The sequence below is a fragment of the Nitrospirota bacterium genome, from assembly GCA_026387665.1.
In the GTDB taxonomy this organism is placed as follows: Bacteria; Nitrospirota; Nitrospiria; order Nitrospirales; family Nitrospiraceae; genus Palsa-1315.
In genome coordinates this window covers 233997-249763 of record JAPLLG010000003.1, presented here as the reverse complement: position 1 = coordinate 249763, position 15767 = coordinate 233997, and the positions used below count along the sequence as shown (strand labels likewise).

13 protein-coding genes are annotated in these 15767 nt (G+C 58.9%); 6 read left to right on the top strand and 7 right to left on the bottom strand.

The annotated features are described in order from the left end of the window. The first annotated feature begins 77 nt into the window (after positions 1 to 77). Positions 78 to 599 (top strand): hypothetical protein, encoded by a 522-nt coding sequence (locus NT179_01810; GenBank protein ID MCX5720753.1) that lies wholly within the window; start codon positions 78 to 80, stop codon positions 597 to 599. An 18-nt stretch (positions 600 to 617) separates the two neighbouring features. Here NT179_01810 and lpxD read toward each other — a convergent pair whose 3' ends face one another. The 5 genes from lpxD to lptF form a co-directional block, all read right to left on the bottom strand. Further along, entirely contained in the window at positions 618 to 1712 is a 1095-nt protein-coding gene (gene lpxD, locus NT179_01805; GenBank protein MCX5720752.1) for a UDP-3-O-(3-hydroxymyristoyl)glucosamine N-acyltransferase, read from the bottom strand. Positions 1713 to 1716: 4 nt separating this feature from the next. Then, positions 1717 to 2031 (bottom strand): acyl carrier protein, encoded by a 315-nt coding sequence (locus NT179_01800; protein MCX5720751.1) that lies wholly within the window; start codon positions 2029 to 2031, stop codon positions 1717 to 1719. Positions 2032 to 2054: 23 nt separating this feature from the next. Continuing rightward, positions 2055 to 3311, bottom strand: coding sequence for a beta-ketoacyl-ACP synthase II (gene fabF, locus NT179_01795; protein ID MCX5720750.1), 1257 nt, complete (start codon positions 3309 to 3311; stop codon positions 2055 to 2057). A 284-nt stretch (positions 3312 to 3595) separates the two neighbouring features. Continuing rightward, positions 3596 to 4687 (bottom strand): LPS export ABC transporter permease LptG, encoded by a 1092-nt coding sequence (lptG, locus tag NT179_01790; protein MCX5720749.1) that lies wholly within the window; start codon positions 4685 to 4687, stop codon positions 3596 to 3598. A 4-nt stretch (positions 4688 to 4691) separates the two neighbouring features. Continuing rightward, the gene (gene lptF / locus NT179_01785) at positions 4692 to 5783 is read right to left on the bottom strand and encodes an LPS export ABC transporter permease LptF (protein MCX5720748.1); all 1092 of its coding nucleotides are present in this window, start codon (positions 5781 to 5783) and stop codon (positions 4692 to 4694) included. Positions 5784 to 6089: 306 nt separating this feature from the next. Between lptF and NT179_01780 the strand changes: the two genes are divergently transcribed. Next, on the top strand, positions 6090 to 6308 hold the full coding sequence (locus NT179_01780) for a cold-shock protein (GenBank protein MCX5720747.1): 219 nt from the start codon (positions 6090 to 6092) through the stop codon (positions 6306 to 6308). A 146-nt stretch (positions 6309 to 6454) separates the two neighbouring features. Next, the gene (locus tag NT179_01775; GenBank protein ID MCX5720746.1) at positions 6455 to 7717 is read left to right on the top strand and encodes a tetratricopeptide repeat protein; all 1263 of its coding nucleotides are present in this window, start codon (positions 6455 to 6457) and stop codon (positions 7715 to 7717) included. 17 nt (positions 7718 to 7734) lie between these two features. Here the strand turns inward: NT179_01775 and NT179_01770 are convergent, their stop codons facing one another. Next, a complete protein-coding gene (locus NT179_01770; protein ID MCX5720745.1) occupies positions 7735 to 8700 on the bottom strand; it encodes a D-glycerate dehydrogenase in 966 nt (321 codons plus the stop codon). A 929-nt stretch (positions 8701 to 9629) separates the two neighbouring features. Between NT179_01770 and NT179_01765 the strand changes: the two genes are divergently transcribed. The 3 genes from NT179_01765 to NT179_01755 all read left to right on the top strand — a co-directional run bounded on the left by NT179_01765 (position 9630) and on the right by NT179_01755 (position 13059). Then, positions 9630 to 12473 (top strand): FAD-binding and (Fe-S)-binding domain-containing protein, encoded by a 2844-nt coding sequence (locus NT179_01765; GenBank protein MCX5720744.1) that lies wholly within the window; start codon positions 9630 to 9632, stop codon positions 12471 to 12473. Continuing rightward, a complete protein-coding gene (locus tag NT179_01760; GenBank protein ID MCX5720743.1) occupies positions 12470 to 12709 on the top strand; it encodes a hypothetical protein in 240 nt (79 codons plus the stop codon). Before NT179_01765 ends, NT179_01760 begins: the two co-directional genes overlap by 4 nt. Positions 12710 to 12780: 71 nt before the next feature. After that, positions 12781 to 13059 (top strand): MoaD/ThiS family protein, encoded by a 279-nt coding sequence (locus NT179_01755; protein MCX5720742.1) that lies wholly within the window; start codon positions 12781 to 12783, stop codon positions 13057 to 13059. Positions 13060 to 13189: 130 nt separating this feature from the next. Here the strand turns inward: NT179_01755 and hrpB are convergent, their stop codons facing one another. Next, positions 13190 to 15706: an ATP-dependent helicase HrpB gene (gene hrpB, locus NT179_01750; GenBank protein ID MCX5720741.1), complete on the bottom strand. Its 2517-nt coding sequence runs from the start codon at positions 15704 to 15706 to the stop codon at positions 13190 to 13192. Between the last annotated feature and the right edge of the window lie 61 nt (positions 15707 to 15767).

Genomic DNA, 15767 nt, shown 5'->3' with positions numbered 1-15767 from the left:
GTATGATGCCACGGTTTGCTGCCTTCCTTCATCGAGGACGATGACATCCGGCAGCGTCATGGGGTGGGAGAACGTCAATGCCAAAACTTGTGACAATGTTGCGACCGGAAAAGATTGAGGAGCAGGCTCGTTTCTACATCCGGTCCTATATCCTCATGCCGGCCGGAGTGGTCGGGCTGGTCTGCATGGTCGGTGGGGTGGGATCGCTCGGGTATCAGCTGCTGGCGAACCATACCTATACCTGGGTGACGTTTCTGGCCAGTTCAGGCTTGCTGGTGGTCGGCGCATTTTGCGGGTGGGGGCAGACCCGTTATCACCGCTATCTGTTGGCGAACTTCCCGGAAGTCTATGCGGCTAGGATGAGAACTGCCGTGACCCGTCATACCAAAAAAGCCAAGACCGAGCCGGACGTGCCGACAATCACTCATGCGGGACGACGCTTCGTCCCACTGATGACGCTTGCCGGAGCGGCGTTGATTTTCGGTGCAGGGGCTTTTGCCATGATGCAGGGCGATCTTGACCCTGTTCCTGCTGTGTTGATGCCCTGGGCCGGATTCTACTGGGCTAAGCTGTTCGGCTGGCGAGGGATTGTCGGGTAGGGGCGGCAGATCTCTCTGCTATCTGGTTCGCTTCTTCGGTTTCGCCTTCGAGGCGCGGGGCGCTTTGGGGCTGGCTTCCAGCTGCTTCATCTTTTCTTCCAATACACGCACGGTCTGTCGGAGTTCAGGGAGCCGTGGAATCACGGCTTGAGCCTTGATCCAGACTTCATGGGGCATGACGGGAGCCCCCGAGACGATTTGGTTCGGTTCGAGATTGCGATTGACGCCGGCGCGCGCGGCAATCATGACTTGATCGCCGATGATGAGGTGATCGGCCAGTCCTGCCTGTCCACCGATCATGACGTGATGGCCCACGCGAGTGCTGCCGGCGATCCCGACCTGCGAGATGATGATGGAATGGGCGCCGATTGTGACGTTATGGGCGATCTGAACAAGATTATCGACTTTGGTGCCCTGCTTGATGACTGTATTTTGGCGAGGCATTGTGGCTCGATCGACCGTTACATTGGCGCCCAGCTCGACATCATCTTCGATCGTGACCCCGCCAAGCTGAGGAATCTTGTAGTGCCGTCCTTGGTCCTGCACATAGCCGAATCCATCGCTTCCGATCACCGTCCCGCTGTGCACGATGACCCGAGCTCCAATTGTGCAGCCTTCCCTGACGACGACGTTGGGATAGAGGAGCGTATCGTCTCCGATGGTCGTATCGTTGCCGATGAACACGCCGGGGTAGAGCGTCACTCGCGCGCCGATGGTCACTCTGTCTCCCAGGGTGACTCCCGGCCAGATTGAGACATCGGGGCCGATGTGCGTGTCCTGGCCACGGACCACCGTCTCATCGATGCCGCGCGGAGGCGTGACCGGGCAAAAGAAGGCTGTGGCAGTTTGCGCAAAAGCTAATGCTGGATTGGCGACGACGATGTGAGGGTTAGGAAGCTCCGCTAGACGCCGGTGGGCGAGGAGTATTCCGGCTCGGCTCAGTCCGCTCGTCTTGAGCATCCGATCCCCTGTGAGGAAGGTCAGATCGTTCGGGCCTGCTTCCTCAAAACTCGCCAGGCTTGTGACGCTGGCTTGTGGCGAGCCGACCAGTTCTCCTCCGACGACGGAGTGGATCTGTGCCAGCGTAATGGGGCTGCGTGGACGAGTGGCCATGGGATTACAGTTTCTTTTTGCTCTTCGGTTTTTTGAGCGTCGCTGGTTTCTTTGTCGGGGCTGCTGGGGCCGATTTCCCCAACCGTTTTTCAACATAGCCCACGACATGGCCAACCGTCGTCAGTCCCACCAGGTCCTGGTCCGGGATCTGGAGATCGAAGGCTTCTTCGATACGATAGAGTAATTCGATGACCGCCATCGAGTCGAGCCCCAAGTCGTCGCGCAGATGTTGGGTGACCAGTATCGTCGCGGGATCTCGTTTGAGGTACTCGCCCAAGGAGGTGCGGATCTTCAGGGATATGGTGGGGTCTGTTGCCATCGATGGATTCTCTCGTTGGTTCGTTACGTGGTTGCCTGTTTCAATACCACAGCGGCGTTGTTGCTGCCAAATCCAAAGGCGTTCAGCAGGGCGACTTTCACCCGACGTTCCTGCGCTGAGCGGGAGAGCCCCGCCAAGGCACAGGCCGGGTCCGGATCATCGTAGTTGGCCGTCGGGTGGATTTGGCCAGTCTGGAGGGCCAGCACCGAGGCGATGCCTCCGATGGCTCCGGCTGCGCCCAGGGTATGGCCGATCAGAGACTTGGTGGCGCTGATAGCGATCTTGTCGGCGCGCGATTTAAAGAGCTGCCTGATCGCCTTGGCTTCGACCGCGTCGCCGATCGTCGTCGATGTGGCGTGGGCATTGATGTAATCCACCTGTGACGGGGTCAGGCCTGCATCCGCAAGCGCCAGCTTCATCGTGTGCGCGACTTCCAGGCCATCCTCACGAGGGATGACCATATGATAGGCCTCGCTGGTGGCCGCGTAGCCGGCTACTTCTGCATAGACACGGGCTTTGCGCTTTTTGGCATGGGTAGCCGATTCTAGGATTAAGGTGCCGGCGCCTTCTCCCATGACGAAGCCGTCGCGAGACCGATCGAACGGTCGGGAGGCCTTTTCCGGTTGATCGTTGAATTTGGAGGAGAGGGCGCGCAAGGAACAAAATCCTGCGAAGACAAGGGGGGTGATGCTGGCGTCGGCTCCCACGACGATCACGACATCGGCCCGGCCTTCGCGAATGCAGTGGAGCGCTTGCCCGAGCGCATGGGCGCTAGAGGAGCAGGCGGTCGAGATGGTCAGATTAGGTCCCTTGGCCCCGTAGGCCATTGCGATGATGCCGGAGGCGGAGTTGAGCGTGATGGTGGGAATGAAGTTCGGATGGACACGATGGGGTTTCTGCTGCTCATAGAGCTGCGTGACCTCACGTTCGCCCATCACCATGCCACCCATGCCGGCTCCCACGATGACCCCGACCCGGTGGGGGTCTTCCTTTGCCATCTTGAGGCCTGAGTCGGCCAGCGCTTCTTTTGTCGAAACCAGGGCGAACTGGGCGTAGCGGTCGACTCGTTCGCCGTGGGCGCTGTCGAGAAACCGTTCGACCGAAAAGTCGCGCACTTGGCCCGCCACCTTGGAGCGGTAGCCATCCATGGCAAAAGGAGCGAAGGAGGTAATGGCCGAGATGCCGGATTGGCCGGCGAGGGCGGCTTTCCAAAATTCACTAATCCCGATGCCGATCGGTGAGACAACTCCCAGCCCTGTGACGACGACCCGTGCCCGCATTTTCGTGAAATCCTTTCAGTAACGATCCTGTCTTTACTTACCGGAAGCGCCAGGAGCAGTCAACCAGCTGCCAAGGTTAGGTCGCAGGCTGTTGAGTGATTTTATGGACGAGGAAAACTTCATCGCTGGGCCTGTTTCGAATAGCGCGATCATACCATGCAGGATGCTCAAAAAGGCCGTTCAGCAAGGCCGCAGCGAGCGAAGGGGCGAGGCGTACCCCGGGGGTACGTTGAGCCTCTGAGCGATGCGAGAACGAAGCTGGCGGACTTTTTCAGCATCCTGATTCAGTAGCGCACCTTGAGCATCAGATAGAGGCCAAAACTGAGGAAGAGGAGATTGGCCATCCAGCCTGCGAGCAGGGGCGTTAAGACTCCGCCGCGGCCGAGCGCGATGGCGATGGAATGGGTCGTCCAATAGCAGAAACCGACGGCGAGCGCCTGTCCGATGCCCACCGCCATGCTGCCCCCTCTGGCGCCGCTCCGGCGAAGGCTCAGCGCAATGCCGACCAGCACCATGATCACGGTGACGAAGGGAAAGGCGATTCGACTGTAATAGTCCGTCTGGAAGCGCGACGTTTGGGTGCCTTCCTGGTGCCGCCGACTGGTATAGGCGCGGATATCGTGGAACGTCATCAACTCGGAATCGCCGGTGAGCCAGACGGTGAAGTCATCCGGGATGAGGGTCAGCGGGAAGGCTTCGCGGTCGAATCCTGTGATGGTGACGGCTCCATCTTGAGGGAGCCGCCGGTGTTGCCCTTGATAGAGCGTCCAGGCGGATCCATCGTAGCGGGCTTCCTTGGCCTCGGTGATATCGACAAGTTGGAAGTCCTGGTCGAACCGAAAGAGGTGCACCTGGCCCAAGCGTTTTCCGTCGACGGAGACGCTGGTGACTTGCATGAGGCTGTCGGCGCTGATTCTCATCCAGGGTTGCTGGAGGACTAAGGCTGCGGCCTGCGGTTTCTTTTCGATGCGCGTGGTCCTGATTTCTTCGGACTTGCCTGCGGCTAGTGGAATGACGGTGGAGCTGAAGAGTAGGAGCACGAGGGACAGGCCTGCGGCGAAGGCAATGAAGGGGGCGGTGATCCAGGGGAGGCTGATGCCGCAACTGCGCATGGCCGTGATTTCGTGGCCGCGCATGAGCAACCCAAACGTGAGGAGGGTGGCCATGAGGATGGCCAGCGGCGCAATCTGGAAGAAAATCGCCGGCGCCTTGAGCAGGAAGTAGGTCAGGACGTCGAGCCAGTTGGCGTCGTGGCGCAAGAAACGGCGCACCTTTTCGAAGAAGTCGATGACGAGGTAAATCGTCATCAGGCCGCTGAAGCACATCATGAAGATTTTGCTGTATTCGCGAAGGAGATAGCGAAAGAGAATAGGCATAGGGTTACCGGCGATTCATGATGTACAGCGACACGATGGTGGCGAGCGTGAAGATGCCGTTCGGCAGCCAGGCTCCGGCAAAGGGCGGCAGGACCGCCGTCGTGACCAGGAATTCGCAGGCGACGTTCAGCATGTAGTACATGACGACGATGAGCACGCCAACCGCAAATCCGCCCATGCGTCCGGACCGTTTCGAGACGATGCCGACCGGCACCCCCAGCAGGCAAAACACCAGCGAGGCGGTGGGGAAGGCCAGATCTTTGTAGTATTCCATCAATCGTCGGAGCGCGGAGGGGTCGCGCCATTGGGATTCTGTGAGCAGGGCGATAATCGCGTGGTAGGAGGGACGTTCCTCCGTGGCCGCGTAGCCGCTTTGGTTCAGCGAGAGCTTCAGGTCGTAACTCGTAAAGACGGTCTGCTCGTATTGATCGGTCTGATTCGGCCGGTTATGAATGACCCCCTGCTGCAGATGGAGCGCGACTTGGTTGCTGGAGGCGTCCATCAGGACTTCATACTGTTGCGCCACGATGATGCGGGGATTGTCGGCATTGCGCGCATCGGAGATGAAGATGCCGGTCGTAGCCTGCCCCGGCGCGCTATCCGGGACATAGATCGTCAGGTTGGGGATGGGCTCGTTAAATGTGCCCCGCTCCAGCGCCAGCACCAATTGATCTTTCAGGAGATTCAGTGCGACTTTCTTGAGGTTGATGGAGCTCCAGGGTTGCCCCCACTGAGCCAAGCACAGGGTCAATCCGAATACGAGCAGGGCAAAGAGCAGCACCGGGCGGGTCAATCGTAGGAGGCTCATCCCCGCCGCCTGCATCGCCACCAGTTCTTTATCGAAGGAGAGTCGTCCGAAGGCGGTAATTGAGGCGATGATTCCGGCGATGGGGAGGGTCAACACGAGGAACGAGGGCATCAGATGGGCGAAGACCTGTAGCACGGCCACGATTCCAACGCCTTTGGTGACCAGCAATTCCACTAGACGCAGGAGTTCCCGCGTGAGCATGACGAAGCACAGGGCTCCGAGGCTTAAGCTAAACGGGGACAGGAGTTCGGAGAAGATGTAGCGGTCTAGCAGCGTTCGTAAAAACATTCGAAGAATCCCGCTCCTCGCACGGTGCGACACTATAGGCGACCGGGCGAGGCTTGTCCACCTCGCGCGCGCGGCTGGGCTGGTTTGCCCCTTACCTAGGAATGGCTTGACAAGGTTTGAAATGCCATGGTACATGCTGCGCGATTTATAACCAAGATGGGTCTCGTGATCGATTTTGTCTCGTCAATGAGCCAGTCAGTCCAGCCCGCGCTTCTTTCTGTTTTTTCTCTTCATCATGTGTGTTGCCAACTGCTTCGGGAGCCGGCCGCGTAACTCTGCGTGGCCGTTGAGGAAAGGAGTACTTCTGTGAAGGAAAAAGGGACGGTGAAGTGGTTCAATGACCGCAAGGGGTTCGGGTTTATTCGTCTTGAGAGCGGGGATGATGTGTTCGTGCATTATTCCGCTTTGCAAGGAGAGGGATTCAAGACGTTGAAAGAGGGAGAGAACGTCGAGTTTGATGTGGTGCAGGGCGCCAAGGGACCGCAGGCGTCGAACGTGTTGAAGGCTGCCGTCGCCGGCTCCTAAGGGGTTTCAGTCGCAAGATTCCGTATGAAGGGCCTGTCCCACTCTGTTGTGGGGCAGGCCTTTGTCTTTTTCGGCCTGCACTGTATGCCCATTTCGTTGACAAGATTCGGAGCCACTGTTAGCGTTTGTACGTTGTGAGGTCTATTTTGGCGATCGACCGCAGTAAGGTTCTGCATAGCGCACAGCTCCTGGCGTCACGGGGGCAATTCGAGGAAGCCATCGCTGAGTGGAAGAGGCTTTCAGTCGAATCGCCTGGCGATGGCAGCATCTTCAACTCGATCGGCGACTTGCACCTCAAGCGCAATGCGACGCAGGATGCCGTGACGGCGTTTATGCAGGCCGCCACCGCCTTCCGTGCGGAAGGGGCGACGTTGAAGGCGATTGCCACGCTCAAGAAAATTTTGAAGGTCGATCCCTCTCAGTACGATGTGTACCGGCATCTGGGGGACCTCAATGCTGAGCGTGGTTTGCTGAACAGCGCGGTGCAAGACTATCTCATCCTCGGGACCCACTACCTCAAAGAGGGCAACAGTAAGGGCGCGTTGGACATCTATCGGAGGATTGCCAGTCGGGATCCTTTGAATCTGGATGCGCAACGGCAGGTGGCGGAGTTGTGCCTGCAAGAAAATATGCCGGACGAAGCCTTGAAAGTCTATTTGCAGTTGGGGCGGGAGTGGTCGGCGCAACAGGGTTATGCGGAGGCCAGGGAGGCCTATCAGGCCGTGTTGCGCATTGAGCCAGCCAACAGTGAGGCAGTCCAGTTCATTGAGGAAGTTGAGAAGGTCGCTGCGATGCCTGAACAGCCCGTAAAGGCGGGAGCTAGTCGTGTGGGAGGCCCGTCCAGGAGTTCTGAGCCAGTTGATCTGCTGGCAGAAGCGATCCGCCGCATTGAGGCAAAGCAATTTGCCGGTGCTGAGGCCATTCTTCAGCAATTGTTGACTGTCGATCCGGGGAATCAGGCCGTCTGTCAATTGCTGGCGAAGGTCCATCTGCATCGAGGTGATCTCCGAGTGGCGCTCGGCGAATATCGCTACCTGGCGGGGGCGGCCTTGCGGGCGCAAGACTACGGGCAGGCCGAAGCACTGATTGAAGATTTTCTGGCGATCGAACCGCAGTCGGCGGCGATGCGTGAACTCTACGGAGAACTCTACGAAGTGAAAGGAGATGCGACGAACGCTGTGCTCCAGTATGGGAAGGCGATTGAGCTCTTGTTGGTCCATCCCGAGCCTGGGATGCCGACCTTGCCGCAGGAGTTATTCGAGAAGATTGCCGCGTTGGCGCCTGATAGTGTGACCGTGAAGAAGCTGACGGCCCTCATGCAGGGCACGGCAGCGGCTGGCCAATCTGCTCCGGTTCCCTCCGAGACCGCTTTGTTTTCCTCAGCCTCGATCTCACCCAGTCCAGTTTAAGCACCGCATCCACCCCGCTAGTGAATCTGATTCGGGGCAGGACATCCGTCCAAGACCGCCCGGATATTGTCCAGACAGATCAGTCCCATGTTTACCCTGGCTTGCAGGGTGGCAGAGCCGATGTGGGGGAGCAACACGACTTGTTGCAATCGAGCCAGCGCCTGGTGAACGGCCGGTTCCTCTTCATACACGTCGAGGCCTGCTCCGGCGATCGTGCCATTCGTGAGAGCCTCGACCAAGGCTCCTTCATCGACGATCGGACCACGAGCCGTGTTGATGAGGAAGGCCGTGGGTTTCATCCAGCCCAATTCGCGCGCGCCGATCAGATGACGGGTGTCCGGCGTGAGGGGCACATGGATCGTCACGATATCGGATTCTTCGAGAAGCGCTTGCAGCGATCGGTATTCCCATTCCTGAGGGCCAGTTGCTGCGGTTATGGGGTGACGCTGGTGATAGAGCACCGTCATGCGAAATCCCACAGCACGTTGTGCAACCGCCTGTCCGATTCGTCCCATGCCGATGATGCCCAGTGTCTTGCCTGAGACATCCGCTCCCAAGAGTTGTGTGGGACTCCAGCCGGTCCATGTGCCGGATCGGACGAGGGCATCGCCTTCGATGATGCGGCGTGCCGTCGCCAGGAGCAGGGCCCAGGTCAGATCGGCGGTGGCATCCGTTAAGACGTCCGGCGTATTAGTGACGATCAGGTCCCGCTGTTGTGCGGCAGCGAGATCGATGTTGTTGTATCCGACTGCATAGTTCGCAAGGATTTTTAGCCTGGTGGCAGTGAGAAGGGTTTCTGCGTCGATGCGATCGCCCAGGGTCACGATTGCGGCGTCGGCTTGGCAGAGGCCTGCTCGCAGCGCCGATGGAGAGGGCAAGGTGTCGAGCGGTTCCTGCACCAGTTGAAACCGCTCCCGCACAATGGCCATGACAGGATCTGGGAGCAGGCGTGAAATGTACAGGGCAGGGCGTGTGTCAGTCACGGTTAGTGCTCCTCGTTACGAATCGCATTTTAGCAGGATGCTGAAAAAGTCTGCCAGCGTCGTTCTCGCCTTGAAAGCATCCTCAACGTAGCCGGGGGCTACGCCTCCGGTGCTTTCATCGGCTGCGGCCTTGCTGGACAGCCTTTTTGAGCATCCTGCAGGCATTAGACTTTCCTATGCCACACATGCGGTCATCGATGCTCTTCGTGATCGTAAGGTTTTTCCGCTGCCGCCTCCCTTCGAGATTAGAGGGTGGAGCCCGGGTCGTTATGCAGGAGTTGACTCCCTTGCCTGCGTTCGCTACGCTTTGTCGTCGCTCTTCGATTGGAGTTTTCAGTATGTGGCAATCTCATGGATGGGTGCTCAGTCTTACCGTTGCGCTGACTCTCACGGGTTGTGTCAGCAGCGGGAACTCTTCCATTGTCAAGACCGCATCTCGCAAATCAAGCTCAATATATCCGTGAAAGACGATGTGAAGCGGATTCTTGGGCAGCCGAATGGCATTTCTCGGCAATCTGGGAGTTATCCTGCATTTCCTGGCGACCAGCCTCTACAGCTACGATCAATATCGAGATGTGGAGTTACACCCATATGAATGTTGACGTAGATCCAGCCACGTTTATTCCGATTGTGGGTCTCTTTGCTGGTGGAGCCACGTCTAATCTTAATGCGCTCACTGTGTCATTCGATGAGCAAGGCATCGTCCGTCACATTTCGTCAACGCAAGCTCAGGGGCGCTCGGGGGTGGGAACTGGGAGTGAATCGACCCCCGCAAAGCCCGTGAATTAGCGGCCGTCTCACCTCGTCTCTTTTCCTCGCATCGCGGGGATGAAAAAATAATGAAGCAAATAAGGGTGAGCACCAGTGCTGGTAGGCTATGGCTTGTTCTCGTCATCGCTGTCCATCTAGAATGAGTAACCCTTTCAACTATGACTGCACCAACTCTCATTCTGCCAGAACGCTCCCACGCCATCGCGTCCGACCTCCGGGCCGCGCTCGGCAGGGACAAGGTCAAAGACGATTATTCGACGCTCACCGCCTATGCGGTGGATGCGAGCATCTATCGCATGGCGCCTCAGGCGGTCGTGCTGGTCGAGTCCGGGGAGGATATTGCCGCCACGATACGGTACGCCGTGCAGCGAGGCATTCCCCTTACGCCGCGCGCTGCCGGGACGAACCTGACCGGCTCGGCGATCGGGTCCGGGATTATCCTGGACGTCTCGCGCATGAATCGCGTGCTGGAGCTGAATCGCGACGAGCGCTGGGCGCGGGTGCAGCCTGGGATCGTGCTGGCCGAGTTGAATAAACAGCTGGGGCGGCAGGGACTCATGTTTGGGCCAGATCCGTCTAGCGGCGACATGTGTAAGCTCGGCGGAATGTTGGCGAACAACTCATCCGGCCCCCACACGCTACGGTATGGCTCGGTCAAAGATAATGTGGAGGCGATCCGGGTTTGTCTCCAGTCCGGTGAATGGTTGGATGCCAAATCCTATGGGCTCGACGATCCTGCCTGCGCCGATCTGCTCAGGACGCACGGGCCGCTTCGGGATCTGCGGTCGCTGCTTCACGACCATGCCACGCTGATCGCGCGGAAGCGCCCGACCGTCAGCAAGAACAGCTGCGGCTACAATCTTTTTGGTCTTGTCGACGGGTTTGCGCAAGGCCGGTTCGATCTTCCCAAACTCTTCGTTGGCAGCGAGGGCACGCTCGGTCTCTTTAGTGAAGCCACGATCATGCTGGTCGAAAATCCCATTGCGACCCTTACGGCGCTCATCCATTTTTACCGGTTGGAAGAGGTGGGAGAGGCGGTGCCGAAGCTGCTGGAGTTGAAGCCGAGCGCGCTGGAAGTGATGGATGCCAACACGCTCAATCTGATCGGCAGGGCGAAGCATGGCATTCCGGCGGATGCTGCAGCCACGCTGTTGATCGAGTTGGATGCTGACGGTATGGGCACTGATCTTCGCGAACAGGCCGAGCGGATGACGACGATCTGCCGACGGTACCGCCTGACCTCCGATCCCGTGATCGCCTTCGATCCGGAGCAGCGGGACCAGTTGTGGAAGGCCCGCAAGGCCCTCTATCCCACGCTCTATCGATTCGATCCCAGGAAGAAGCCCATCAACTTTGTGGATGATGTGGTGGTGCCAGCTGAACGGATCAGCGAACTAATCCGCTATCTGGAAGAGTTCTTTGTCGGGCAGCATGTGCCGGTCGCGATCTTCGGCCATATCGGGAACGGGAACGCCCACATCATTCCGTTGCTCGACGTGAACGATTCAGACGATTTCCAGAAGATGGTGCAGGCCTATCACGAGATTCACCAAACGGTGTTAGGCCGTTTCGGCGGCTCGATCTGCGGAGAGCATGGGGATGGCCGGGTGCGAGCCGAATATGTGAAGACGATGTTCGGCCCGGAGCTCTACGACCTGTTTGTGAAGGTGAAGCAGAGCTTCGATCCTGCCGGGGTGCTCAATCCCGGCATCAAGATCAGCGACCGGCCCTTCACGGACCATATCGACTATGTGCGATTGTCGAAGCCCTGCGCGACCTGCGCCAAGTGTAATTCCGTCTGTCCGGTCTACGATGTCTTTCAATCGGAAGACATGAGTTCGCGTGGCTGGTTTGAGATCGTCACGGACAAGAACTACAGCTATCTCAATTCGAAGCGAGTCGTTGAGGCCTGTCTCAATTGTAAGTCCTGCCGGACGGCCTGTCCTGCCGGAGTGGATGTGTCCCAACTCATCCTGGACCGGCGAGCTGAGCACCCGAACAAGATGGCCGGTTTGATTTTTCGCCTCCATGCGCGAGCATGGATTTTTGAGCCGCTCTTGAAACTGCTTGCACGTGGCCAATTTCTCTGGGGGCGGCCTCTGATGCGGCGGCTGCTCGATCGTCTGACGAGACCCATCATGCGTGGCCTGGCTGCGACGGCGCGTTTGTCGCCTCAACTGGCATTGCCTCGACTGGCGAAACGACATCTCCGCGACCGTTATCCGGAATTGATTCCACAGGCAGGGCAAGCGGCTCGCTCTCCGGTGGCCTATTTTCATGGCTGCGCGGCTAACTACTTCGACGACGGGGTGGGGGATGCGGTGATTGCCGTGTTGAGAAAACACGATGTCGAGCCGGATCTGCCGGTGCAACGTTGTTCCGGAACGCCGATTGAAACCTATGGGCATCGTGTGCTGGCCAAAGAGGGGGCCAGGGTCAACCTCGCCTCCATGGCAGGGTACGAGAAGGTCGTGACCGGCTGCGCCTCCTGCACCCTCATGTTGAAGGATTATCCGACGCTGTTCGCCGGTGAGCCGGAGCAGGCAGCAGCCCAGGCCTTGGCCAAACGGGTCACCCATATTTCGGAGTTTGTGTCACAATCGCCGGTGAAGCCGGCCATGGCCAGTCAGCAGCCCAAGCCCTGCAAGGTGGCCTACCATTCCTCCTGCCATCTGCGAGCGGCGGGAGTGACCAAGGAGCCTCGTGCGATTCTGGCAGGGTTGCCTGGCGTCGAGTATGTCGAAATGCTGGACGCAGACCGGTGCGCGGGCGGAGCCGGGACCTATCTGGTGAAGGATTTCGAGACCTCGCAACGTATCGTCGAGCGGAAGCGGCAGGCCGTCGAACAGAGCGGCGCAGAGGTGGTGGCCACCAGTTGCCCTGCCTGTATGATTCAATTGCGGACCGGATTGCAGGGGGCCGCAGAGGTGAAACACGTGGCGCAAATGATTCAGGAAGCCTACGAAGCAGCGGACCGACAGAAGGATGGAGGCACAGCATGAAGTTGCGTAAGGTCGATGGCCTCTTTGTCCTGTTTGCCTTGGCCGTCATCGTCGGGGTGTCGCTGCTGCCGACTCCGAAAGACCGGAACCCCATGATCCCGGCCGATGCGGTGCATCAGCCGATCACGGTGGAAAAGGCCTGTCTGCAATGCCATGTTCCTTCCGGCAGTAAGCCTCTCCCGGAGCGCCATCCCAGACGGCAGGATTGTTTGCGCTGCCATGCAAGGGGAGCGTGAAACGTAAAAAGTAAAACGTGAAACGATGGGGTTTGGTACGCGAGCGACGAATAACAAGAGACGAGGGTTGCATGGTCACAGTGCTGGTGTTTGGATTGACGCTTCGCGATGCCGTTGGAGAAACGGAATTCGAGCTGGAGGTGCCTGAGCCGACCACGGTCAAGAAGCTCATTGAATTCAACTTCGAGCGGATGGGTCCCTTGCTGCAATTTCTTATGAACCGGGAAGTGATGATCGCGGTGAATAAGAAGGTGAGTGCCGAGGATACGGTCGTGAAGGACGGCGACATCGTGAAGTTCTCCCATCAGGCGGTGACGTCGTATGATGGGACTCGCGACATCCCAATTTAGCCGAATGCTGAAAAAGTCCGTCAGCTTCGTTCTCGCCTTGAACAGGTCCTCAACATACCCATGAGGGTACGCCTGCGGCCTCGCTGCCGAACTGTTTGAGCATTCGACGGGATCGTGCCATAAGAGAGGATTAGCGGAGTCGGCGTTTGGCTTTCGCTGTCGGTTGCGCAGTGAGGGGATCGTCCGGCCAGGAATGTTTGGGGTAGCGCCCGCGGAGTTCTTTTTTGACCTCGATATAGGCCGATCTCCAGAAGCTGGAGAGGTCCTTCGTAATCTGAACCGGTCTGCGTCCTGGTGACAGGAGATGCAGCATGACCGGGATCTTCCCGTCGACAAGACACGGCGTTTCCTTACAGCCGAACATTTCTTGCAACCGCACAGCCAGGATCGGCAGATCCGGTGTCTCATATTCCACGCGCACGTTCGATCCACTCGGGACTGTCAGGTGTGTCGGCGCCCATTGGTCGAGCTGGCGTGACTGTTCCCAGTTGAGGAGTGCGTGCAAAGGTTGAGTGAGATCGAGTCTGGTGACCCGGTCGAGCGTCGTCAGTCCTGCCAGATAGGGACCAAGCCAGTCGTCGAGTGTTTGCAACAGCGCTTCATCTGACAGATCGGGCCATCGGGACTCTTGCCCGTTGATCCTGTGCAGAAATGTCACCCGCGCCCGCCACTGCCGAAGTTCCGGAGTCCAGGCCAGCCTGTCGAGTCCCGCCCGACTGATGCCCTGTAGCAAGGCCGTCGAGATCATCGAGGGGTCCGGCTTCGAGAGGCCCTGCTCGGACAGAATGAGCGAACCTAATCGTCGTTGCCTCGTCGCCCGCACCATCTGCGCTGTGTCGTCCCACGAGACTTCATCGATGGTTTGAATGTGATCGGCATAGAGGGTTTCAAGATCGCGAAGGCTGACTGGCGCTGCCAGATCGATCCTGGCCGATTGCTGGCCTCCGTCCAGATCGGCAATAACCAGATAGTCTTCCGATCCGAGCGGGTCTGGGTTCTGAAAGAGCGCGCCACGGCCATTGGCCATGAGATAACGCGCGTTGCTTCCCTGTTGGCGCTGGGCGATACGATCCGGATAGGCCAGTGCGAGCAAGAGACCGGCTTCATCGAGGCTCTCCTGCCGACCGGAACGGGCAGCTCGAGGCAGTTGCCGTTGCCAGATGTCGGCGGTGCGGGCCACTCTCTGGCAGGCGGCTCGGTCTACGGTTGCGCTGGCCGCGTGATCGTGTTGTCCATGCAAGACATCCAAGCGGAGTCGCAGGTCGGCATTGCGCCAGCCGGAGGGGCCCCGCAGAATATCTCGCTCGCTCAATAGAGCCGCCAGTTCACAGGCGAGGTTGGTGAGGTGTAACGGCACAGATTTGAGCAGCATATGCGCGAGACGGGGATGGATCGGCAGCTCGGCCATCTGTGTGCCATGGGGAGTGATGTGCCTTTCCGCATTGAGTGCACCGAGGCCGACGAGTAGTTCCCTCGCCTGGGCCACAGATCCGGCCGGGGGGGGCGTGAGCCAGGACAGCTCGGCTGGATCGGCCGTGCCCCAGAGGGCCAATTCGAGCAGGAGGGGCGCCAGGTCTGCGTCGAGCATTTCCGGCGGGCGGCGCGGGGCCAACGATTGCTGCTCGGCAGAGGTCCAGAGGCGAACACAGACGCCCGGTTCGAGACGGCCGGCTCTGCCGCGCCGTTGCTCGGCCGAGTCCTGCGTGACGCGAATCGTGTCCAGTCTCGTGAGTCCTGATCTCGGATCGAAGCGAGGCACGCGCAACAGGCCTGCGTCGATGACGATGCGTATTCCGTCGATTGTCAAACTGGTTTCGGCGATTGAGGTGGCGAGCACGATTTTTCTCGTGCCAGGTTGAGTCGGCGCAATCGCTCGGTCCTGCGCTTCTTGCGGCAGGTCTCCATGGAGCGGTGCAATGAGGATGTGCGAGCCCAGATTGAGATCGAGCAGCTTTCGTTCGACGCGGCGGATCTCCGCCATGCCGGGCAGAAAGACCAGGAGACTGCCAGGGTCTTGCGCCAGCGAGCGTTTGATCGATTGGACGACTGCCACATCGAGGTGGCCCGAGAGGGGCTGCTCAAGATAACGGGTTTCGACCGGAAACATTTTACCTTCGCAGGCAATGACCGGCGCTTGACCCAACAGTTCCGAGACCGGTCCACAGTCCAAGGTGGCGGACATGACAAGCAGACGGAGGTCCGGACGAAAGATCCTTTGTGATTCCAGGCAGAGGGCCAGGCCCGTATCGGCCTGCAGGCTCCGTTCATGGAATTCATCGAAGAGGACGATCGCGTAGGCGCTGAGGGCGGGATCGTTCTGGAGCAGTCGAGCGAGAATGCCTTCCGTGACCACTTCGATTCTGGTTGTGGGTCCCACCTTCGTGTCGAGCCTCATGCGGTAGCCGACCGTCTGGCCAACCGGTTCACCCAGCGTGGTAGCCATACGGTGGGCTGCGGCACGGGCCGCAAGCCTTCGTGGCTCCAGCATGAGCAAATTTTTTCCCGCGAGCCAGGGGGCATCGAGCAAGGCTAAGGGCACTTGCGTCGTTTTTCCTGCGCCAGGCGCCGCAGTCAGGAGTACGTTCCGTTCCTCCGTCAACGTGCGACGAAGAGTTGGCAGTACGTCTTCTATTGGGAGCTTGGACATGGTAAGTTCACTCGCGACAAAAAGAGACTGTAACAGAGTCGTGATAGGGACGAAAAGGAAG